The 22,669-nt window shown below is 63.2% G+C and carries 20 protein-coding genes; 12 read left to right on the forward strand and 8 right to left on the reverse strand.

Going from position 1 to position 22,669, the window contains the following annotated elements; genetic code table 11:
* Positions 1–10: 10 nt before the first annotated feature.
* Complete coding sequence (locus tag HNQ60_RS07395; protein WP_184330404.1) at positions 11–1,021, forward strand: PstS family phosphate ABC transporter substrate-binding protein; 1,011 nt, start codon at positions 11–13, stop codon at positions 1,019–1,021.
* 102 nt (positions 1,022–1,123) lie between these two features.
* Here the strand turns inward: HNQ60_RS07395 and HNQ60_RS07400 are convergent, their stop codons facing one another.
* Positions 1,124–1,783, reverse strand: a complete 660-nt coding sequence (locus HNQ60_RS07400; protein WP_184330405.1) for a LysE family translocator — start codon at positions 1,781–1,783, stop codon at positions 1,124–1,126.
* Positions 1,784–1,992: 209 nt separating this feature from the next.
* On the opposite strand from HNQ60_RS07400, the gene HNQ60_RS07405 reads away from it, so the two are divergent.
* A complete protein-coding gene (locus HNQ60_RS07405) occupies positions 1,993–3,780 on the forward strand; it encodes a DUF885 domain-containing protein (RefSeq protein ID WP_184330406.1) in 1,788 nt (595 codons plus the stop codon).
* 39 nt (positions 3,781–3,819) lie between these two features.
* Here HNQ60_RS07405 and HNQ60_RS07410 read toward each other — a convergent pair whose 3' ends face one another.
* Positions 3,820–4,224 (reverse strand): cupin domain-containing protein, encoded by a 405-nt coding sequence (locus HNQ60_RS07410; protein ID WP_184330407.1) that lies wholly within the window; start codon positions 4,222–4,224, stop codon positions 3,820–3,822.
* Between the two features lie 23 nt (positions 4,225–4,247).
* Entirely contained in the window at positions 4,248–4,649 is a 402-nt protein-coding gene (locus HNQ60_RS07415) for a hypothetical protein (protein WP_221304085.1), read from the reverse strand.
* 162 nt (positions 4,650–4,811) lie between these two features.
* Between HNQ60_RS07415 and HNQ60_RS07420 the strand changes: the two genes are divergently transcribed.
* Both HNQ60_RS07420 and HNQ60_RS07425 read left to right on the forward strand, forming a co-directional pair.
* Positions 4,812–5,444 carry a glutathione S-transferase family protein gene (locus tag HNQ60_RS07420; RefSeq protein WP_184330408.1) on the forward strand — a complete coding sequence of 211 codons (633 nt, stop codon included), beginning with the start codon at positions 4,812–4,814 and terminating at the stop codon, positions 5,442–5,444.
* A 64-nt stretch (positions 5,445–5,508) separates the two neighbouring features.
* A complete protein-coding gene (locus HNQ60_RS07425) occupies positions 5,509–6,846 on the forward strand; it encodes a metal-dependent hydrolase family protein (protein ID WP_184330409.1) in 1,338 nt (445 codons plus the stop codon).
* Between the two features lie 23 nt (positions 6,847–6,869).
* On the opposite strand, the gene HNQ60_RS07430 is transcribed toward HNQ60_RS07425, so the two are convergent.
* From HNQ60_RS07430 to HNQ60_RS07445, 4 genes are all read right to left on the reverse strand, one after another.
* Complete coding sequence (locus HNQ60_RS07430; protein ID WP_184330410.1) at positions 6,870–8,417, reverse strand: ATP-dependent DNA ligase; 1,548 nt, start codon at positions 8,415–8,417, stop codon at positions 6,870–6,872.
* Positions 8,418–9,536, reverse strand: a complete 1,119-nt coding sequence (locus tag HNQ60_RS07435; protein ID WP_184330411.1) for a hypothetical protein — start codon at positions 9,534–9,536, stop codon at positions 8,418–8,420.
* A 198-nt stretch (positions 9,537–9,734) separates the two neighbouring features.
* Positions 9,735–11,270: an acyl-CoA synthetase gene (locus HNQ60_RS07440; RefSeq protein ID WP_184330412.1), complete on the reverse strand. Its 1,536-nt coding sequence runs from the start codon at positions 11,268–11,270 to the stop codon at positions 9,735–9,737.
* A gap of 2 nt (positions 11,271–11,272) precedes the next feature.
* Entirely contained in the window at positions 11,273–11,956 is a 684-nt protein-coding gene (locus tag HNQ60_RS07445) for a TetR family transcriptional regulator (protein WP_184330413.1), read from the reverse strand.
* A gap of 213 nt (positions 11,957–12,169) precedes the next feature.
* Between HNQ60_RS07445 and HNQ60_RS07450 the strand changes: the two genes are divergently transcribed.
* From HNQ60_RS07450 to HNQ60_RS07470, 5 genes are all read left to right on the forward strand, one after another.
* Complete coding sequence (locus HNQ60_RS07450) at positions 12,170–13,342, forward strand: acetyl-CoA C-acetyltransferase (RefSeq protein WP_184330414.1); 1,173 nt, start codon at positions 12,170–12,172, stop codon at positions 13,340–13,342.
* Between the two features lie 37 nt (positions 13,343–13,379).
* Positions 13,380–14,165: an SDR family NAD(P)-dependent oxidoreductase gene (locus HNQ60_RS07455; RefSeq protein ID WP_184330415.1), complete on the forward strand. Its 786-nt coding sequence runs from the start codon at positions 13,380–13,382 to the stop codon at positions 14,163–14,165.
* A gap of 147 nt (positions 14,166–14,312) precedes the next feature.
* Positions 14,313–15,473: an acyl-CoA dehydrogenase family protein gene (locus HNQ60_RS07460; RefSeq protein WP_184330416.1), complete on the forward strand. Its 1,161-nt coding sequence runs from the start codon at positions 14,313–14,315 to the stop codon at positions 15,471–15,473.
* Positions 15,474–15,549: 76 nt separating this feature from the next.
* Positions 15,550–16,005, forward strand: coding sequence for a PH domain-containing protein (locus HNQ60_RS07465; RefSeq protein WP_184330417.1), 456 nt, complete (start codon positions 15,550–15,552; stop codon positions 16,003–16,005).
* The gene (locus HNQ60_RS07470; protein WP_184330418.1) at positions 15,995–17,563 is read left to right on the forward strand and encodes a PH domain-containing protein; all 1,569 of its coding nucleotides are present in this window, start codon (positions 15,995–15,997) and stop codon (positions 17,561–17,563) included. The genes HNQ60_RS07465 and HNQ60_RS07470 overlap by 11 nt, the downstream gene beginning before the upstream one ends.
* A 2-nt stretch (positions 17,564–17,565) precedes the next feature.
* On the opposite strand, the gene HNQ60_RS07475 is transcribed toward HNQ60_RS07470, so the two are convergent.
* Positions 17,566–18,462, reverse strand: coding sequence for a peptidylprolyl isomerase (locus HNQ60_RS07475; protein ID WP_184330419.1), 897 nt, complete (start codon positions 18,460–18,462; stop codon positions 17,566–17,568).
* A gap of 120 nt (positions 18,463–18,582) precedes the next feature.
* Between HNQ60_RS07475 and HNQ60_RS07480 the strand changes: the two genes are divergently transcribed.
* The 3 genes from HNQ60_RS07480 to HNQ60_RS07490 are packed head-to-tail and all read left to right on the forward strand — an operon-like array spanning position 18,583 to position 22,638.
* Entirely contained in the window at positions 18,583–19,875 is a 1,293-nt protein-coding gene (locus tag HNQ60_RS07480) for a hypothetical protein (protein WP_184330420.1), read from the forward strand.
* Between the two features lie 19 nt (positions 19,876–19,894).
* Positions 19,895–21,319, forward strand: a complete 1,425-nt coding sequence (locus HNQ60_RS07485; protein ID WP_184330421.1) for a hypothetical protein — start codon at positions 19,895–19,897, stop codon at positions 21,317–21,319.
* On the forward strand, positions 21,316–22,638 hold the full coding sequence (locus HNQ60_RS07490) for a CHAT domain-containing protein (RefSeq protein WP_184330422.1): 1,323 nt from the start codon (positions 21,316–21,318) through the stop codon (positions 22,636–22,638). Before HNQ60_RS07485 ends, HNQ60_RS07490 begins: the two co-directional genes overlap by 4 nt.
* Positions 22,639–22,669: the final 31 nt, after the last annotated feature.

The following is a 22,669-nucleotide window of genomic DNA, read 5'->3' on the forward strand; positions in this document are numbered from 1 at the left end:
GGGCACCAACGTGAACCGACTGTATGCATTGCTCCTGACCACGAGCGTCGCTGCGCTCAGCGCCTGCGGCTCAGGCTCCAGCTCCGGTGAGAAGGACGAGGTCGCGGTGATCCGCATGGATGGATCGAGCACGGTCTTTCCGATCGCCGAAGCCGTCGCGGAAGAATTCCAGACCTCCGGCGAGCACCGGGTCCGGGTCACCGCCGGCCTCTCGGGCACGGGCGGTGGATTCAAGAAACTGTGCCGCGGTGACATCGACGTAGCCAACGCTTCGCGGCCCATCCTGACCGAGGAGATGGAGAAGTGCCGCGCCGCCGGCATCAAGTATCTCGAACTGCCGATCGCCTTCGACGCCATCACGGTCGTCGTGCATCCCTCCAACGACTGGGTGACGTCGATCACGATGGACGATCTGAAGAAGATGTGGGAACCGGCCGCGCAAGGCGTGATCACGAACTGGAATCAGGTTCGCGCGGACTGGCCGGACACACGACTGATGCTCTTCGGTCCGGGTGCGGACTCGGGCACGTTCGACTACTTCACGGAAGCTGTCGCCCACAAAGCCAAGGCGAGCCGCGGCGACTACACGGCCAGCGAGGACGACAACGTGCTCGTGCAGGGGGTGGAGAACAACAAGAACGCGCTAGGTTATTTTGGCTACGCGTACTACGCGTCACACAAGGACCGCATGCGCGCGGTGCCGATCGAGACCGAGAAGGGCCCGGTGTTGCCGAGCATCGAAAGTGTCGTCGATGGCAGTTACCGCCCTCTCTCGCGCCCGCTGTTCATCTACGTGAAAGAGTCGTCGCTGCAGCAGCCGGAAGTCCGCAAGTTCGTCGAGTTCTACATCACCGAGGGCTCGAAACTCGCGCAGGAAGTCGGCTTCGTCCCTCTGCCGGCCGAAGCGACCACCATCGCACTCGAACACCTGAACAACAACCGGCTGGGCACCGTGTTCGGTGGCGTACCGCAGGTCGGCGTCACGATTCAGGATGTGCTGTCGCGGGACGCGACGCTCTAGGAGATCGGATTGCACACGCAGTTCACGGAGGGCACGGAGATCGAAGCGACTAAAGACTCTCTGCTCCGTGAACTCCGTGAACTCCGTGTGAAACTCCGGCTCTCAAACATCCCTTACTGACATCAGCACCCGTGCGCCTAGAGCGATCATCGCGACGCCGAATACGCGATCGATCCAGTGACTCATGGCGAGCAAGCGGCCGCGAATCGCATTGTGCGCGAACACAGTCGCGACGAGCGAAAACCACAGCCACTGCAGCACCATGATCCACACGCCGTAGATCGCAAGTGTCGCGAGCGGCAGATCCGGCGACAGCACGATTGTGAACAACGCCAGAAAATAAATCGGCGCCTTCGGATTGAATGCGTTGCAGAGGAAGCCGCCACCGATCTGCCGCCAGGCCGACCCCGACAGCGTCGGTGCCTGCGCACTCGAAGGCTCGCCACCGGGCTTGCTGCGATCGTCGCACTTTGCGGGCGTCGCCCGCAGGCCGCGCACACCCAGGTAGATGAGATAGCCGCCGCCCAGCATTTTGATCGCCGTCATCCACTCCACGGAGTGCGCGATGACTGCAGCGAGTCCAGCGGCTGAATACACGATGTGAATCGACAGGCCCAGCGCTATGCCGATGCTCGCGAGCAGACCCGCTCGGCGGCCATGGACGAGCGACTGCCGCGTCACGAGCGCGAAATCGGGCCCGGGCGACGCTGCCGCCAGCAGATGCGCGACGGTGATGACTGCGAAACCCTGCCAGAAATTCATGGCGTCTCCCCTGCCGATGCCGAGCCGACTATAAGCCAACTTCGGTTACACCCGCGAAGGGGGTGTCCATGCCTTTGGATACAAGATGGATTCCCGCGTACGCGGGAATGACGGAAAGCTCCGCGGGTCACCTCGATTACCCGCTATGCGGGGCCAGGCAGTTCCGCTAGTGTCGCCCGCTTGTAAACCTGCGACACGAGGTTCTTCCGATGACTCGATTCTGGCGGGCCGCCTGCGCGGCCATCATGTTCGGCTTGCTGGCGAACGGCGTCGCGCTCGCACAGGGCACGTCGCAGGACATCGACAAATTCTTCGATCGGTTCACGGACGAATGGGTTCGCGGCAACCCGGATCTCGCGACGAGCCTGCGCTACTTCAGCGGGGAAGAACAGCAGAAGCTCGAGCGGCAACTGACGCCGCAGACACGCGCCTACGACGAGCAGCGCATCGAGCTGGCCCGCAAGGGGCTCGCCGAGCTGCGCAAGTTCGATCGCTCGAAACTCGACGACACTCGGCGTCTCTCCGCCGATCTCATGGAGTGGCTGCTCAACGGCACCGTGCGATCGGAGAAGTACCTCGACTACTACTTCCCGCTGCAGCAGTTCGGCGGAGCCAACGTGAACATCGTCGAGACCTTCACGCTGCGACATCCGCTCGCGACCGCGCAGGATGCTGACAACTACATCGCGCGCCTGGCACTGGCGAACGATCGCATGGATGAAGCAGTGGCCGAATCGGAAGCGCTCGTGCGCAAGAACATGCTGCCGCCACGCTTCATCGTGCAGGCGACACTGGCTTCGATGAATACATTCGCCGACGCGCCCGCCGATCAGAATCCGCTGGTGACGACATTCGCGCAGAAGATCGCGACGATCAGCTCACTGTCGCCCGAGCAGCGCACTCAGCTTCAGGCGAAGGTCACATCGCTCGTCGAGAAGGAAATCTATCCTTCGTGGAAGAAGGCCATCGCGCTGCTGAAGCGCATCGAACCCAAGGCAACCGACGACGCGGGGCTGTGGCGTTTCAAGGGCGGCGATGAGGCGTACGCGAATGCGCTGGTCCGCTTCACCTCGACGACGCTCACACCCGAGGAGATTCACCAGATCGGCCTGCGGCAAGTCGCGAAGATCGAAGCCGAAATGGACGGCATCCTGCGCACGCTCGGTCGCACGGAAGGTTCCGTACGCGATCGCATGAAGAAGCTCGAAGACGACCTGCGTTATCCGGATCCGACGTCGGATGCGTCGCGCGAACAGATCATGAAGGACATCGATGTCCTCATGAAGGACGCCATCAAGCGAAGCGAACCCATGTTCGCCCGCATGCCGAAAACTCCCGTCATTGCGCAGCCATTCCCGCGCTTCCGCGAAGCCAGTGCGGCGGCGAACTACAACCGCGCACCCCTCGACGGATCGCGACCCGCGATCTTCCAGATGCCGCTGCGCGTGCAACGGATGACGAAGCTCGGATTGCGCACGCTCGTCTATCACGAGACGGTGCCGGGACATCATTTCCAGATCGCACTGGAGCAGGAGAACACCTCGCTGCCGCGCTTCCGCCAGTCGCGCGCCCTCGGCGGCATCTCAGCGATGTCCGAAGGCTGGGCACTCTATGCCGAGAAACTTGCGGCAGAGACTGGCTGGTATGAAGGCGATCCGGAAGGCCTGCTCGGTCAGTTGAGCGCCGAGCTGTGGCGCGCGCGACGTCTCGTCGTCGATACCGGACTGCACGCCAAGAAGTGGACGCGCCAGCAGGCCATCGACTACGGCATCGAGGCGAGCGAGATCGATCGCTACGTGGTCAATCCAGGGCAGGCCTGCTCGTACATGATCGGTCAGCTGCGCATTCTCGAGATGCGCGACCATGCCCGCGAGCAACTGGGCGACAAGTTCTCGCCGAAGGACTTCCATCGCGTCGTCCTCGACACGGGAACCATGCCGCTCGACACCCTTCAGAAAGAAGTGGAGGAATACGTCGTGTCGGTGAAGGGCAAGTAACCCGATCTTTCCCGGGCCCTCCCTGCTCCAGGGGAGGGCCTACTTCACCGGCATCGACACTGGCGCGCCGGCATCCTTGATGAAGAACACGAGCAGCTTCGCCGGCTGCGAGTCGCTGGCATTGCGCGACACGCTGTGGATGTCGGTCGGCGCTTCGTAGAACGTATCGCCCACCTTCAGCGTCATCTCCTTCCCTCCCGCTACCTGCATCACGACGTTGCCCTCGAGCACGTAGACGAACGTGTGCGCGTTGTGACGATGACTCGGCGATGCGCCGCCGGGCGCGTACTCGACAGTCAGCATCATGCCTTCCTTGCCGGGGAGATCGGGCAACGCTTTGGTCAGCAGTGGAGTGACCTTGGCGGGTGAAGGGGGTTCGGCAGCCGGGGCGGCGAACGACAACAACGCGGCGGCAGCGAGAGTGCTGGTACGAATGAGGTTCATGAGAGCTCCTGTAGCCGATCGGATCAGTTCCGGGGCTTGGTCACGACCGTGAATCCATCCGCGAAGTACTGCGTTTCGGCGAAACAGCTCGTCGGCACGCCTCGATGCTCGGTGTAGTGGAGCTGGATCTCCTGGCCGACCGCGCCCGACAGCTTCTTCGCCACCGCCTCATCGCGCACGCTGAAGTCCCAGAGCTGCGGGGCGACACCGCCGACAACGTACAGCGCCAGCTGGCCTTCGTAGGTCTTGCAGATCCAGCCCTTCTTCGAAAATTTGAGCAGCACACCGGCACGGTCGCCGTCGGAGTACGACCACGACAGCGAGAACCACGTCCACAACAGGACACCCGCGAGCAGCGCGGTCAGCGCGATCAGCATGAACTTCCGGAATCCGCCGCGACGACGAACGACCGCTTCCTGGACCATAAAGCTTCCTTCTTGTAGTGAATGTTGACGTCAGGACCGGATTCGACAACTGAAATCTAACGAGCGGCCGATCATACCGCCGCGTACGCACGCTGTCCGTTTCAGGCGTTTACCTCGCACGTCGCCGATCGTAGAGTCGTCGCATTCAACCTCGGAGGAATCATGAGCGAGTATCGGCTGTATTGCGTCGGCGAATCCGGCAATTGCTACAAGGTTGCCCTGATGCTGGAGCTTTGCCAGCTGCCGTGGAAGCCCGTCTTCGTCGACTACTTCGGCGGCGAAACGCGGGGTGAGGCCTTTCGGGACTCCCTCAACGAACTGGGCGAAGTGCCGATGCTCGAAGCCGAAGGCCTGCAGCTCACCCAGAGCGGCGCCATCCTGACCTGGCTCGCCGAGCGCACCGGCAAGTTCGGCGGCCGCAATGAAGCTGAGCGCATCGAAGTCCTGCGCTGGATCCTGTTCGACAACCACAAGTTCACGAGCTACTACGCCACGCTGCGCTGGCTGGTGGGCATCGAGAAGAAGGCCGATCCGGCAGTCGTGCAGTTCCTGCGCGGCCGCGCCGTCGGCGCATTCAAGATCGTCGACAAGCACTTGTCGACCCGCAAGTTCCTGCTCGGCGACGAACCGACCATCGCCGACTTCTCCCTCGTCGGCTATCACTACTTCGACGAGGAGACGAGCATCGATCGCAATGAGTTTCCGAATCTGCTCGCATGGACGCAGCGGATCCGGGCGCTTCCGGGATGGAAGCATCCGTACGAGTTGATGCCGAAGGGTCGAGCGGAGCACTGAGGCTCGCTTGCTGAGAGCCGGCAGGTACGACAGTATCGGGGGACAACTCGAACGAGATCCCCCGATGACTCATTCCGCTGGATTCTTCTCTTGCGCCGCGTTCTCGATGCTTCTGGCGTCGGGCGCCGGCGCCCAGACCGCAGAGCCCACGATCTACATCCACGCGGGCGCCTTGCTTGATCGTCCCGGAAGTGCCCCGCGCGGCGCGTCTACCGTCGTCGTGCGGGCAGGCAAGATCCAGGAAATCCGCGACGGTCATGCAGCTCCGGAAGCGGGCGCCCGCGTGGTCGATCTCAGCAGGCAGTTCGTACTGCCGGGCCTGATCGACATGCATGTGCACATCTTCAACGACGACGACAAGATGCGCAGCCGCATGGACGCGAACAATCGCGACTACGAGGATCTGCTGCTGATCGCGATCGATAACTCGCGACGTACGCTCGAAGCCGGGTTCACCACGGTGCGCGATCTCGGCTCGGACGCCCACGCGATTACGGCACTGCGCGACGGAATCGCACGCGGGGTCGTGGCGGGACCGACGATCGTACCCGCGGGACGCATGATCTCGATCACTGCCGGTCATGGCGATCCCGCGAACAGCGCCAATCGCGACATCGCGGCTCTGGGCCGCTCGCGTGCGAACAATCTCTGCAATGGCGCGGAGGATTGCCGCCGCGCAGTGCGAGAACAGATCGCACAGGGCGCTGAAGTCATCAAGTTCGCTGCGACCGGTGGCGTCAACAGCAACATTGCCGGTGGTCTGAATCAGCAGATGTTCGCGGACGAGATGAAAGCAATCGTCGATACCGCGCACCTGATGGGCCGCAAGGTCACCGCGCATGCGCACGGCCAGAACGGTATCAAGGCTGCGCTGGAAGCCGGCGTCGATTCGATCGAACATGGCACTTACACCGACGCGCAGACCAATGCGTTGTTCAAGAAGCAGAACGCCTGGCTGGTGCCGACGATGATTGCGCCGCACGCCGCGCTGGCGCAGGCACGGGCCGGTGCGCGTTCAGCGAATTCGCTCGTGAAGGCCGAGGAAGCCGCGGCAGCACACGGCAACAACATTGCCGCCGCGATCAAGGCGGGCGTGCATATCGCCTTCGGCACGGATACCGGCGTATCGGATCAGGGCAAGAACGCCGCCGAGTTTGCCCTCCTCGTGAAAGCGGGCATGACGCCGGGCGATGCGATTCGGGCAGCGACGATCGATGCGGCAACGTTGCTCGGTCGCGAGCACAGCCTGGGTTCACTGGAGCCTGGCAAGGACGCCGATATCATTGCCGTCACGGCCAACCCTCTCAATGACGTCACTGAGCTCGAGCGAGTGCGCTTCGTGATGCGTAAGGGCGTCGTTCACAGGCTCGACGGCCGCCGGCAGGCCTTTCCGCAGGACTGACGCGCCGCTGCGGCTGCCAGCGACTATCGATCCGTCATCGTCGTCTGCTGCGCGTAGATTCGCCGGATGTCGTCGATCGTATTCGCCTGCCCCACTGGCTTGTCCGGTCGATACGCTTTCACGCGCGCGAAGCGCAGCGCATAGCCGCCCGCATACTGCGAGCTCGATTGAATGTCGTTGAAGGCGATCTCCACGACGATCTCCGGACGAACGTAGACGGTGTAGCTGTCGCGCCGCACCTCGCGCGCCAGGAATTCCTTCGTCTGCCATTCAAGCATGCTGTCGGTGAGTCCCTTGAATGTCTTGCCCAGCATCACGAAGCCGCCGGCTGGATCGCGTGCCCCGAGATGCAGGTTGGACAACCATCCGTTGCGCCGCCCGCTGCCCCACTCGGCGGCGAGAACGACGAGATCGAGTGTGTGAACGTGCTTGATCTTGAGCCAGCCCGCACCGCGATTGCCGGCTTCGTAGGGTGAGTCGACCGCCTTCGCCATCACGCCCTCATGGCCTTTCGCGAGAACGCCGTCGTAGAAGGCGCGTGCTGCCGCTGCATCAGTAGTCGTGATGCGAGGAATGCGAATCCCGGCCGGCAGCGCCCTCTCCAGCGCTTCGAATCGCTCACGCGCCGGTCGGTCAGCCAGACTTTCACCATCGAGCTGCAGGCAATCGAAGAAGTACACATGGAGGGGCAGCTCGCGACGCATGGCGTCGACATCGAGCTTGCGGCCGAACCGCTTCATCGTGATCTGGAACGGCAGCGGGCGACCGTTCGAATCGAGCGCGACCGTTTCGCCGTCGAGCACGATTTCGCGCGCAGCGATACCGCGAATCGCCTCGACGACTTCGGGCACGGCGTCCGTGACATCATTGAGACTGCGCGTGAAGACTCGAATGGTGTCGTCCGACTTGTGAACCTGCACGCGGGCACCGTCGACTTTCCACTCGAACATGGCTTGGCCACCGAGTTGCTCCAGTGCGGTTTCGACGTCGGGTGCAGTCTGCGCCAGCATGGGCGCGATCGGCGACAGGACCTGAATCCGGAACTTCGCGAGCCCGGCACTGCCTTCGACGAGAGCCGCGCGAGCCAGCGTCCCTACCTGCTGCGAATACATCGCGGCGCGACGGACATCCGCGACAGGCAACGACGACGCCTCCGCGATGGCATCGACCATCAATCCCGCGAGTGCGCCCTGCCGCAACTCTCCGACCACGAGGCGTGACAGAAAGCTCTGTTCCTCCGCTGTCGCCCGCGACAGCAACGAGTCGAGTTGATTCTTGCGACGCGTGGCCGAACCCGCGCCGCGCGTCGTCATGATCTGCTCGATCGCTTGATCCACATCGAGCAATGTCAGCGAAGCCTCCTGCGCCGGAGCAGGCTGCGCCTGTCGAATCGCCGCATACCCGAGACCTATCTTGCCCTGCCGTATCTCGCCGGAGAGCCACAGGACCCCGATCTCGATCTCCTCAGGAGCGAGCGCGCGCAGGCATTGAGCGAGCTCACGCAGTTTCGCGAGGCGACTGCGCGTTCCGGCTACCCGATTGGAAGATGCGACGAGATCGGAGAACAGCATTCACCGGTACCATCGCTCACGCCGCTGCCCGAACTGCATCTCGAGCGCGATACCCAGTTCGGGACTCATCTCGCGCTCTTCGTCGAGACGCTCGCGCGGCCAGCCGACGCCGCCGCGCAGTTCGAGGAAGAGCCATTCGAAGCTCTCGAAGCGGCGACGCATGATCAGACGCACCGACGTTCGGGTGATCTGCACCTCGTTGTCGGTCGCACCTTCGATCTGTGCCTGCCACGCAAGACCCATCCTTTCTCCGACGCTCTGGAACAGCGTGACCTGTGAGTACCACTCGAGACCTGTTGTTTCCTCCGTGAACTTGCCGAGATTCGCCCAACGAACCAGGAAGCGATCGGACAACGCGCGATCGAGATGAAAGCGCGTGGTACTGCCGAAGCCTTCCGAGTTCTGCCAGAAAATGGTTTCACGGGCGCTGAATACGTAGTGCTCGGCGAACTCACGAATGATCTCGTAACGGGCGCGCGCATACGGATCGAGCGGCAGATCGAGTCGCACGCCGACACTCGCGTCGAAGTCGTTGCCCGTGCGCTTGGGGTTCGAATAGCCGAGACCGACGAGCACACTGTCGTCTTCGAGATCACCGAACTGGCGCGTCGGCAGGGCGTCGAAGTCGTCTTCGATGTCGCTGATGTAATCCTCTTCACCAACGCGACCCGCGAAAGCCGAGATGCTTTCGTCCCACTGCGGAAGCTGCAGACGGATGCGGAAGCGCAGGCGCGGATCGAATCCCTCGTAGTCGTCCCACAGGGCACCCGCCGACACCGTGCCGTACGTCTGCCTATAGTCCTCGTACATCATCTGGTCGCCGAAGAGTCCATCCAGCCAGGCAGAAGAGGCGCAGGCGGTGATCGACAGGCGTCGCCGGACGCGTTCAATAGTCGTGGGCGCGGATTCGTTCTGCATTTCTTCGCATACGTCCATGGCGCCCAGCTCTTCCGCGGTCGGCTTGACCGGCTCGACGGTCACGGGCGGCGCAGCGGCAGGCTGGGCAGCTTCGCTCGTAACCTCGGGCGGTGGCGGAGCGACTTCCGCAGGCTGCTCCGTCTGGGCATCGGCCCCTGCGCACAGAGTTGCGGCGGCAAACGCCACAAGGCCCGCGAGCATCACTCGTCCTTGGGCGAGCGCGCGCATACGGGCTAGACCGGAACCTGATTGTTGCCGCAACGAATGACCATGAACGACACCCTGTCCGCGCCGTTGGGGAGCGGTCCGAGAATCTGCACTCTTCCCTAAGTGTCCGTCAGAAAAAGTCGGCAGGACAGGGACAAGTTCCCTGGGGCAGCCGCGAGGGCCACGAGGGGATCAGACGATCCGGGCCTGGCGGCCCCAGTACGCGTCGCGCAGCAGCCTTTTGTAGAGCTTGCCGTTCGGATGGCGCGGCAATTCACGGGTGAATTCGATGAGGCGTGGAACTTTCACGTGGCTCAGCCGATCGCGGGCGAAGGTCATGAGCTCCTGGGCGAGAGCTGCGTCGGCGGCGGCGAAATCGACAGGCTGCACGACGGCAACGACCTTCTCTCCCATTTCGGCATCGGGCGCACCGACGACGGCGACATCCATCACCGCGGGATGCGTGATCAGCAGGTTCTCGATTTCCTGCGGGTAGATATTCACGCCGCCCGAGATGATCATGAACGCTTTGCGATCGGTGAGGAACAGATAGCCGTCTTCGTCGACGTAGCCGATATCACCGAGCGTGCTCCAGCCGTGCTGATTCCTGGACTCCTGTGTCTTGTCCGGCGCGTTGTGATACTCGAACGGCGGCGTGCCGCCGAAGTACACCGCGCCTTCGACACGCGGCCCGACGGGATCGCCTGACTCGTCGCAGATTTTCAGCTCCCCATACGCGGCGCGGCCGACGGATCCTTTCTTCTTGAGCCACTCGGCTGCGGTGATCGTGGTCATGCCGTTGCCTTCCGTGCCCGCGTAGTACTCGTACACGATCGGTCCCCACCAATCGATCATCTGCTGCTTCACTTCGACCGGACAAGGCGCGGCAGCATGAATCGCGAAGCGCAGGGACGATACGTCGTACCGGTCGCGCACCTGCGCCGGCAGACGCAGCAATCGCACGAAATGCGTGGGAACCCACTGTGCACTGCTGATGCGATACTTCTCGATCAGTGCGAGCGCCATCTCCGGATCGAAGGACTCCATGACGATCACTGTGCCGCCGAGCTGCTGCACCGTCATGCACCAGCGCAAGGGAGCAGCGTGATAGAGAGGCGCGGGCGAGAGATAGATGGCGTTCGAATCGAGACCGTACAGCTTGCGAACGAGCTGGGTGAGAATCTTCGGCGCGTCCACCGGGTCAGCAGGCAATGCGGCCTTGATGCCCTTGGGTCGGCCGGTCGTTCCCGACGAGTACAGCATGTCGGTGCCCGCGCTCTCATCGCTGACGGGTGTCGTCGGCATCGTTGCGCATGTCTCTTCCCACGAGCGCCATGAAGCAACCGCGCCGCCGACCATGAAAAACGCCAGATCGGAAAGCACCGGCCCGATCTGTTCGGCGAGTGACTTCAATGCAATCGACGTGATGAACACCTTCGCGCCGCAATCGCGCACGATGTATTCCGCTTCCGGCCCGGTGAGCTTCGACGAGATACACACGATGTAGAGCCCGGTTCTTTGCGTGGCCCATGCAATCTCGAGGTAGCGCGCATGATTCTCCAGGCACACCGCCACCACGTCGCCGCGCTTCAGGCCCAGCGAGCGGAACAGCTGCGCAGCCTGATTGGATCGCTCATCGAGCTCACGATAAGTAACGACCTCGCCGCTGCCAGCCATGATGTAGGCGGGCTTGTCGGGTTGTGTGCGAGCGTGAACGCTGGGATGCATGCCTACCCCTTCGAGGAATGTTGTACCGACTTCCCTGTGCGTCGATCGGCCACTGCACCCCCACGGGGGCGAGCCGAGATCCCGTTGACGAAAATATCGATGACATGGGCGACGTAGCGCTCACGGACCGCATCGCTCACGGTGCTGCGACCGGAGAAATGCTGCAAGGCATAGCGCGCATTGAACAGATGATCGCAGGCGCCGAGCACGCTCACGTAAAACAGCATCGGCTCGATGCTGCGGAACTCGCCGGCCCTGACGCCCTGGTCGAGAAGCTCGCGCTGCAGCTCCAGAACCGGATCGATGAATGTCTTCGTGATCTGCCGCGCCGCAGCGCTGTCCGCGCGACGGCTGTCCAGCAGTGAATGCAGCAGCCGGTTCAGGTACGGGCGGCGGTAGAAGTTGTTGATGATCCCGCCGATATGGCGCCGCAGCTTTTCCGTCGGCGACAGATCCTGCTGGAGCAGCTGCTGCAGATCCCTCAACGCAACGGCGCCATCCCGCTCCGCGAGCGCGAGCAGCAATCCGTCCTTGTTGCCGAAGTAGTACTTCACCAGCGCTGAGTTGAGCCCTGAGTGCTCGGCAAGTTCGCTCAGCGAAACATCCGTCGCGTGCCGGTCGCCCATGAGCTGCCCGGCCGTATCCAGCAACCGCTCCCGCGCATTGAAATCAGGCGCTTGGGCCATTTTCGCAATGCGGCCCGCGCGCCTGGGCGCACGACGGGCAGCTGGCTTGCGCACGCGCCGCGGATTCATGAACGATCGACCCCCCGTTTCCGAGTCAACACACACGCGTCAACTGGTTTCTTAACCGATTGATTAATTCTTTCGCATGGTGTCTATTAGCCGCACGAGATGCAAGCGCCGTCGATTCCTTGGCGCGCACCAACCGGGGGATTCATGAGTCAGGCATACATCGTCGCTGCCGCGAGAACTGCGGGAGCGCGCAAGGGCGGACGCCTGTCCGCATGGCATCCGGCGGACCTGGCCGGCAAGGTGCTAGATGCACTCCTCGATCGCGCCAAGGCGGACCCGGCGATCGTCGAAGACGTGATCATCGGCTGCGTCGGGCAAGTCGGCGAACAGGCACTCAATGTCGCGCGCAACGCAGTGCTCTCGTCACGATTGCCAGAGAGCGTCCCTGGCACGTCGGTCGACCGGCAATGCGGCTCGTCCCAACAGGCTTTGCATTTCGCCGCGCAAGCCGTGATGTCCGGAACGATGGACGTCGTGATCGCCGCCGGCGTGGAAAGCATGAGCCGCGTACCGATGGGCCTGTCGACGCAGCTGCCCGCAAAAAATGGTTTCGGCACGCCCACGGGCGTCCAGATGGGCGCGCGCTATCCGAACGTGCAGTTCAGTCAGTTCACTGGCGCTGAAATGGTGGCGGCGAAGTACGGCCTGTCGCGCGACTCGCTCGATGAGTACGCCCTGAACAGTCATCAGCGCGCGATCGCGGCCACGAAGGCGGGGCACTTCGAACGCGAGATCGTTCCGCTGGAGATCACATTGCCCGACGGCAGTCGCGACACGCACAAGATCGACGAGGGCATCCGATTCGACGCCAGCCTCGACGGCATTCGCAGCGTGAAGCTGCTCGTCGAAGGTGGCCGCATCACGGCAGCAACGTCGAGCCAGATCTGCGACGGCGCTTCAGGCCTGCTGATCGCCAATGAAAAGGGACTGAAGAAACTCGGCGTCCAGCCGCTCGCACGCATTCATCACATGAGCGTGATGGGACACGATCCGGTCATCATGCTCGAAGCCCCTCTGCCCGCAACCCAGCGTGCGCTCGAGAAAGCGGGCATGAAGATCGACGACATCGACCTGTTCGAAGTCAACGAGGCTTTCGCCTCCGTGCCCGTTGCCTGGCTGCAATACACCGGCGCCAATCCCGACCGCCTCAACGTCAACGGCGGCGCCATCGCACTCGGTCATCCATTGGGCGCCTCGGGCACCAAGCTCATGACGACGCTCGTCAACGCACTCCACCAACGCAACAAACGCTATGGCCTGCAGACGATGTGCGAAGGCGGCGGCATGGCGAATGTGACGATCGTCGAGAGAGTGTGATCACCCCGTTTCTTCATCACTTAAGCGCTTACTCATCATGAAACTAGACTCCTCCATTTCCGCCGTCATCACCGGCGGCGCTTCCGGTCTCGGTGCTTCGACGGCGCGTGCGCTTGCTGCTCACGGCGTGAAGGTCGCGCTCTTCGATATGAATGCCGACAAGGGCGAGGCGCTGGCCAAGGAACTCGGCGGCGTTTTCTGCAAGGTCAACGTCACATCGGATGCGGATGTGGATGCTGGCTTCGCGAAGGCTCGCACAGCGATCGGCCAGGAGCGCATCCTCATCAACTGCGCCGGCACGGGTAACGCGTTCAAGACCGCCAGCCGCGACAAGACGAGCGGCGAGATCAAGCACTTCCCGCTCGATGCGTTCAACATGATCATCCAGATCAATCTGATCGGAACGTTCCGCTGCATCGCGAAGTCCGCCGCCGGCATGATGTCGCTCGCCCCGGTCGATCAGTTCGGCGAACGCGGCGTCATCATCAACACCGCCTCGGTCGCCGCGGAAGATGGCCAGATGGGCCAGGCCGCCTACTCCGCATCGAAGGCCGGCGTCGTCGGCATGACGCTGCCGATCGCACGCGACCTGATGAGCGAAGGCATCCGCGTCAACACCATTCTCCCCGGCATCTTCGACACTCCGCTCATGCAGGGCGCCCCGGAGAACGTGAAGGCCGCACTCGCCGCGTCCGTCCCGTTCCCCAAGCGTCTCGGCGTCCCGGACGAATACGCATCGCTCGCCGTCGAGATGTGCCGCAACGGCTACTTCAACGGCGAAGACGTCCGCCTCGACGGCGCCATCCGCATGTCCCCGAGGTAAGCCGTCCCACTTCGTCATCCCCGCGAAAGCGGGGATCCATCCGGAACACAGGATGGATTCCCGCTTTCGCGGGAATGACGGAGCTAGTTCATCCTCTCTCCTTCCGCTCCGTACTCTCACCAACCGCCAACCGCTCCTCCTTCCCTTATGCGCCACCTCTTCGAACCCGAGCACGAACAATTCCGCGATTCCGCGCGCCGGTTCTTCCAGACGCAGATCGGCCCGAACGGCGAGCGGTGGCGCGATCAAGGCTTCGTCGATCGCGACGCGTTTCGCAAGGCCGGTGAACAGGGTTACCTCCTGATGTGGGCGGATCCCAAGTACGGCGGCGCTGGTGTCACCGATTTCCGCTACGAGCAGATCCTCATCGAGGAAAATGGCCGGCACGGCGAAGGCGGCTTCTTCATGACGCTGCACTCGCGACTGGTGGCCCCGTACATCGGCCACCTCGGCACCGAAGAGCAGAAGGCGCGATTGCTGCCGAAGTGCATCAGCGGCGAATCCATCCTCGGCATCGCGATGACCGAGCCTGGCGCAGGCAGCGATCTCGCGGGCATCAAGACGCGGGCGGAGGACAAAGGCGATCACTGGCTGCTGAACGGCTCGAAGATCTATATCTCCAACGGCCAGATCGGTGACGTTTTCATCGTCGTCGCCCGCACCGACCCCGAAAAGCGTCACGGCCTCGGACTCTTCATCGTCGAGCGCGGCATGGAAGGATTCGAGCGCGGTCGCAACCTGAAGAAGATGGGCCTGAAGGCGCAGGACACCTCAGAGCTGTTCTTCAACAACGTCAGAGTCCCGAAGACCAACGTGCTCGGCGAGCCGGGCAAGGGCTTCCACTTCCTCACGCATTTCCTCGCGGAGGAACGACTCATCACCGCCGCCGGCGCCATCACGCTCGCCCAGAACGCATTCGATGTGACGCTGCAGTTCGTCAAGGACCGCAAGGCTTTCGGCCAGCCCATCGGCACATTCCAGAATTCCCGGTTCAAGCTCGCGCAGATGCGTGCGGAAATCGATGCCATGCAGGTGTACGTCGATCACTGCGTGATCGAGCACAACGCCGGGCGGCTCGACCCGGTCGGCGCGGCGAAGGTCAAATTGCTGACCACCGAGCTCGAAGGCCGCGTCGTCGATGAATGCGTCCAGCTCCATGGCGGCGCCGGCTACATGGAGGAGTACCCGATCTGCCGCATGTACACGGGCGCCCGCATCAGCCGCATCCTCGCCGGCAGCAACGAAATCATGCGTGAAATCATCGGCCGCTCGCTGGAGCTCGACGATCGGAAGCTCAGCAAGAAATAGGGGAGCCACGTTGAGCTTGCTCTTGCGATCGGAGAAGATCCCCACGATCACCTCACGATCGTCAGACGACCGCAGCATGCCGACCGAACACGTCGACCGAGCCACCATCAGCGTTTGGCGCTGGCAGTGGATCATCGCCACGCTCATTCCCGCTGTCAGCGTTACGCTCATGCTCGTGAATTCGGGGCGAACGCCCTGGGGTGCGACCGGCGCCATTCTCCTCGCCGGTCTTCTCGTGACCTGGCTCTGGCCCACGGCGTACTACCGCCACCTTCGCTATGGCGCGGACGAGACCGGCATCGTCATCGAGCGCGGCGTTTTCTGGCGTTCGCGGATCGCATTGCCCCGGGTACGCATCCAGCACACCGACGTCTCGCAGGGACCGCTGCAGCGGCGCTATGGCGTCGGCACTCTGAAGCTCTACACCGCCGGAAGCCGGCACACGATGATCGAACTGTCAGGGCTTGCGCACGCTGACGCACTCTCGTTGCGCGATGCCCTGCTGGAAGGGAGCTCGGCCAGTGGCGTCTGAATCGCTGACGTTCGAGCCGCAGCATCGCCTGCATCCGCTGTCCTGGCTGTTCTCGCTCACCAACTACATCAAGAACTTCATCGTCCCGCTGGCATTCCTCGTTTTCCTTGGCGCGCGCGACGACGAGATGTGGGGACTGGTAGCCGTCGTGCCGCTACTCATCGGAGCGCTCTGGAAACAGTGGATCTATCGTTACGGGTTCGGGCCCCGTGGTCTCGTGATTCGCGACGGTCTGTTCTTCCGCAACGTTCGCCAGATCGACTATGCGCGGATCGAGAACATCGACATCGAGCGCGGCCTGTTGCACCGGCTCCTCGGAGTCGCCCAGGCCAGCATCGCGACATCCACGGGCGGCAAGGCTGAAGCATCCATTCGCGTTCTGAGCCTGGATGCAGTTCAGGAACTGCGCGAACAGGTCTTCAGTCATCGAGCAGAGAAAGCCGCTACCGGACAGCCCGCCCCGCAAGCAGTCGCCCCGACTGCCGACGAGGTGCTGTTGCGACTGCCGCCGATCGAGCTCGTGCGCTTCGGCCTCATCGACAATCGCGGGATGCTCGTCGTCGCCGCCCTCGTCGGCTTCCTCGCACAGGGCGGGGCTTTCGAGCTCGTGATGCGCAACGCAGCGAGCTGGCTCGATGCTCCACTGCACGACTTCGCCGCCCTGGGATTTGCGATGCAGGCAGCGATCGGCGTGTTCGGCCTGATTTCCGCGTTGATCGCCATGCGAATCCTGTCGGTCGCGATCGCCTTCGTGACGCTGTTTGATTTCACGCTGAGCCGCCACAGCGACGACTTTCGCGTTCATCATGGTTTGCTGACGCGGCTCGCACTGACACTGCGGGTGCGTCGCATCCAGTCCATTCACCAGACGCAGACGTTGCTGCATCGATTCTTCGGCCGGGTCTCCGTGCGAGTCGATCTCGCGGGCGACAGCGGGGTTTCCGAAGAAGGCAAACAGCAGTCGCAAACGCGCACGCGCTGGCTCGCGCCGATCTGTACTCCTGACATGGCGCAGACACTGATTGCCACCGCGCTGCCCGATGTCGATTTCACCGCGTCACCAAACTGGCAACCGCTAGCACCGCGTGCGCGCGGTCGCATCTTCCGCAAGAGCGTCTACTTCGGCGTGTTCTTCGCTGCGTTGACCGCACTGACACTGCACCTCGTGCCCGAAGCGCCATTCAGGCCGGGCATGGGATGGATTCCCGCCGTGCTCGCCGTCTTACTCCCGATCGCCTGGTGGCGGGCGCACGTGTTTGTCACGAATACCCGGTGGGCCCTGACGGACGACGCCGTGATGTTCCGCTACGGCTGGCTGACGCGACGTCTCATCGTCGCGCCGCGCAATCGGCTGCAGTCAGTGCATTTCGCGGAATCGCCCTTCGATCGTCGCCATCGCATGGCCAGTGTTTCCATCGACACGGCTGGCGGTGGCGCCATGCGCGACAACATCCACATCCCGTTTCTGCCCGAGCAGATCGCCCGGGCGCTGATGGTGCGGCTGTATCACTCGGAGATCGATCGCGGTCGCGTGCCCCAGGCATTGCCTCCGGCCTGACCTCAGTTCGCCACCCGGACCGGCAACGGCACATTGCACACATCGATGCGGCCCGCCGGCACTTTGTACCACTCGTCACGGCGATTGCGACGCGACTCGATCAGGTCCATGAACGTCGGGGTATCGGTGCGCAGCGCTTCGAGTTTCACGCGTTGCGACTCGGGAACATCAGCGGCCAGGCGGATGCTCGCGATCGGAACGTTGCGCTCCGGCTTCTCGTACATGCCCATCGGCGCCGGACCGCGCGGCAGAGCCGACAACAACTCGATCCCCTGAACGACTCGCCCGAGTACGGTGATGTTGCGATCGAGCTGGCGGGGCGCGTGTCCGATAACGACGTACAACTCCGTGCCGCCGCCGCTGTTTGCATCGTTGTCGCGACCCACACCGAGTACGCCGTAGCAGTGAACCGCCCACGCCGTATCGCCATCACGGGCAGCGGGGAACCCATCGACGAAGCCGGTCTGTGCGGCGTAAGCATCGACGTCAGGCAATGCGGTGAATGACAGCCCTTTGGCCGGTCGCGTGAACTCCGCCGGCAAAGTCTTCTTCGCGTTCCGCGGCTGGCGGGTATTGGTGGGGTCGCTCCACTGAACGACAAAGTTGTCCTGCACGCGCGTGATCGCGAGGCCATCGAAGTAGTTCTCGCGGACGAGTGCCCGCACGTTATCCGCATGTTGCGGTGCGAATTGCGGAGCCAGTTCGATGATCACCCGCCCGGACGACAACTCCAGATAGAGCGTGTTCGCCGGATCGATCGGTCGCCAGTCCGAGGGCTTCGCAGCCGCGAGCACCTCGGCCATCGTTTTGCCGGATGCGGCTTGCGCCGGTTGCAGGGAAAACGCGACGGCGACGATGGCGGCCGCGAGCAATGACCCTTTGGGGATGTTGTTGTGCATGGTTTTCAGGCGCTTAATGCCGTCAGTTCATGGATCGCAGATGATCTTAGCTGCTGCGACGCAACTCAACCCTTGCGTGCGGCAGCGGCACCCAGCCATCGCTCGCGAGGGAGAACGACTATGGCGCTCGAATTCAGCGAGATAGAGGCCGGCGGCAGGCGGATCCCGCTGTACCTGCTGCAGTTCGACAAGCAGGGCGCACCGAACAGCACCGCCACCCGGCAGGCACTGGTCGATGCGGTCCGCGCCCACGACTACCGCGACGTCTACATCTTCGCGCATGGATGGAACAACGGCTTCGACGATTCGCTCGAGCTGTTCCAGCGATTCTTCACCGGCTTTCTCGCAGCACGAACGGCCGATCCGGAATGGAAGCCGGTCTTCGTCGGCATCCAGTGGCCGAGTCTCGTGCTCGTGTTTCCGTGGGAAAAGGGGCCGCAGCTCGCCGGCGTCGACGAAGACAACGCGTTCCAGAAGGAAGCCATCGCGGATCTCGCGAGCGAGCTCGACAATGACCTCGCCCGACGATTCATCGCGCTTGCCGTGAAGGGTGGCGTAACCGCCGCCGAACAGAAGGAACTCGTGCAACTCGCACATGCGGCGCTGCATGGTGACTCCTTCGATGAGACCGGCGACTCGCTTCCCGATCCGGGCGATCTTCTCGACAGCTGGCGTGCGTTGCAGGCCAGCGATGCGGAAGCCATCGACGGCGAGTTCGGTTTCGCCGATGAGGATGGCGCGGGACCGCAGGCGGCGGGGCTCGAAGTTCTCGATCCTCGCAATCTCGTTCGGACGGCCACGGTCTATATGATGAAGGACCGGGCCGGCGTCATCGGCAATGTCGCGGTACGTCCGCTGCTCGAGGAGTTCGCAGCCGCGGGCGCCCGGATCCGCTTGATCGGCCATTCGTACGGCGCACGTGTCGTTCTCGCAGCGCTCTCGACCGCCAATCTTCAGCAGAAGGTCCGATCCGCGCTGCTGCTGCAGCCCGCGGTGAACCAGTTCTGCTTCGCCGAGGCCGGGCGCATCCCGAAGTCGCAGAAGGCGGGCGGCTTCAAGCCAGCGCTCGACCGACTGCAAGGGCCGCTCTACTCGACGTTCAGCGGCAAGGATTTCCCGCTGCACGAGACGTTTCACCTCGCCCTGCGCCGATCGAAGGATCTGGGGGAAGCCGAAATTGCGGCCGGTGCGCCTCCGAGCATCTACTGCGCACTGGGTGGATACGGGCCTTCGGGGCTCGCCGACGGCAGCGTGGTGAGAATGCAGATCCAGGACGCGGGCGCTTATGCGATTCCGCCGGGCTCACGGATCGTTGCCCTCGACGGAACACAAGGCCGGATCAACGGCCATGGAGATGTCACCAACCGCTACGCCTGCTGGGCGCTCGTCGACCAGGACCAGCGCGCCGTGTGATCGCCAGCGAGAGACTACTGTGAGCGCAATCTCAAACGTCGTTCGGCAGGTCCGGGATCGCCAGGGCACGCCGCTGCTGTTGTGTCGCATCCGGCTGGACTTCCCGTCGAACGACGCGCGCAAGCCGACGAACGTGGTCTTCGATCTTACGGTCGGCACCGAAACGATCGGCTCGATCTCGATTCCCGCGACGCAGATCGGAGTGCCGATGCGTTACTCCGAAGCGCGTCTGCTGAGAATGGCGGACTATCGATTGCCGCCATCGCTGCTGGACTACATGCGCGAGCGCCTGCCGCCGGATCAGCCGCTGTATCTCGCATTCGACTCGCCGAACGGCTACTTGCCCGGCGTGCCCTGGGAGAAGCTCGCGACCGTTGCACTGCGCCGTCCGATCCTGCGACTCGGTGTCGTGTCGGTTCGACCGGTGCTGCCGCAACAGACGATGGATGTCGTGTATTGCTGCAGCCTGCCGCCGAACGCGGGCATCTCGCCCGCTGTCGTCGTCACCGATTTCATCCGGCAATTGCCCCGCCAGCTGCCGCAACTCGCGCAGCTGCATGTGTTCACGCACCGATCCCTCACCAGCCTGTTGCAGCGGAAGATCGAATCGCTCGGACTCGGCGGACGCGTGGTCGTCTACACGCCGCCGGAAATGGCAATGTGTCCGATCGAAGGCGGCAGCAACACGCTGAGCGATGTGCCCGAGGTGTCGCAGATCCAGAATCCCTGGCTCCTCTGGATGCGCGACAGCCTGCGCCAGGTCTCCATCGACGGTGTGCACTTCGTCTGCACGGGCTATCTCGGCAGGACGAAGGCGGGACTGCGGCTGTCCGAAGCGCCGATGCAGACTGATCAGATGCGCTGTGCCGAGATCGTATCGACGCGGGAGCTCGCGATGTTCCTGCAACAGATCGGCGCGTGGTCGGTGGCCTTCAGCTCGCCGCCGTTCAACAGCTGCGATCTTGGGCTGCGCATGCTCTGCCACCAGATCTCGAGCTCGATCTCCGGTCCGACCGCCTTCCACGACATCGGGACCGACATCGATGCCAATGCGCTCTCCATGCTCTATCGCTACGTCTTCGTTCCCCAGGATGCGCCGCTGCCCGCCTCGCCGGCGCTGGCGCTCTCGACCCATCCTTCCTGGGCCGGCGTGGTGAATCAGCAATGGGACGACCGCATGGATCGGCTCGTCCGTGAATACACGGTGCTCGGACAAACCAACAGCGGCATCGAGCCGAACCCGGCGCCCGCGCCGTGGGTGACCGCGCAGCAACGCATTCTCGAAAAATCGATCTCGGACCTCGCGAATGAGCCAACCTCCCCGGCGGAGAAGGCTCGCGAGGACGGCATCCTCGCCGCTCTCAAGTTCACGAGCGATCTGCTCGCGAAGTACACCGGCCGCGGCGGCAATGACAAGGACTCGAGCGGAGGAACGACGTCATGAGTCGTGCCGTCATCCGCTTCCAGGATGCCGACGACGGTTCGGGCGTCTGGTTCTGTCTCGAGGCTTCGGGCAGCAAGCTCTCGCGGCTGGGCTGCAAGCCGAACGACAAGGCATTTCTCTTCGACGACGCCGCAACGATCGTGGGGGCTGGCGAAGCGCTGCGCGACAGCCTGCTGGTTCACCAGGGCATTTCCGGCCGGTTGAGCGAATGGATGAAGATGCAGGACAAGGATTTCCTGTCGTTGCAGCTGCAGATGGAGAGTACCGTCGCCGACCAGTTGCCGTGGGAGGCGCTCGTCGATCACAACAAATCGTTCCTGGCGCTCGATCTGCAGTCACCCGTAACCCGCGTGCTGCCAGCGGATCAGCAGGACCGGGTGCAACGCGAATTTCCTTTCGTTCCGCCGCTGCGGCTGGCCTGCGTGCTCGGTGCATGGTGGGAGAACGGCGGACTCGAACAGCAGACCCAGGAATGGGCGAGCATCAAAGCAGGACTCGCCGCCGCGGCGGCTCAGATGCCTGTCGTCGTAGCAGTCTTCAGTTGCGCCGCCGAACTCGAAGCGACGGTCATGGCCGACCCGCCGCCGGGCGTGACGGTGCAGTGGCACATCATCGCGGGGAATGCACCCGCTTTGCTCAGCGAGATCGCAACCTTTGCGCCGCACATCCTGCATCTCTACGCGCACGGCTCTTCGGGTGATCAGCAGTTCCTGTCCGTCAGTACGGCAGCGGATGTCGTTCAGAGCAGCGCTCACGGCTCCGTGCTTCTGACGGCCAAAGACATCCGCCAGATTGCCGATCGCGACCAGTACATCTGGGCCATCGCGCTGAACTGCTGCGACAGCGCCGCCAACACGATCGACGGGCGGCACTTTGCGTGGCAGCTCGTGAAGTTCGGCTTCCCTGCCGTGATCGCGATGCGCGAGCCGGTCAAGACGACCGAAACGCGCATCGTGAGCCGCTACTTCTACGAGGCCGCACTGCGTGCCCTGCATGAGATTCCCATCGGCGGCCGCAAGAACGTCGAGTGGGCGGGATTTCTGCAGCGAGTACGAATGGAGCTCGCGGGCGACAGCATCAAGGCAGCACAGAACAAACGCTGGCTGATCCCGGTGCTCTACGCACGCACCGATCCATTCCAGATCATCCGCTGCAAGCCCGACCTCGATCCGGCTGAGCGCATCCGCCTGCGCGCGCTGCGCGAAGAGCTGATCAAGCAGCGCGATGCGACGCTGCAGACGGTGCCCGCGGATCTGAAGGAACAGATCGAGAAGGTGTTCGAGCTGAAGCTGGGGGAGATTGATGCGCAGCTGATTTGAGGCCAGCCGGCTAGCCTGCCAGCTGTTAGCC

It is taken from the genome of Povalibacter uvarum (assembly GCF_014202975.1).
Lineage (GTDB): Bacteria > Pseudomonadota > Gammaproteobacteria > Steroidobacterales > Steroidobacteraceae > Steroidobacter > Steroidobacter uvarum.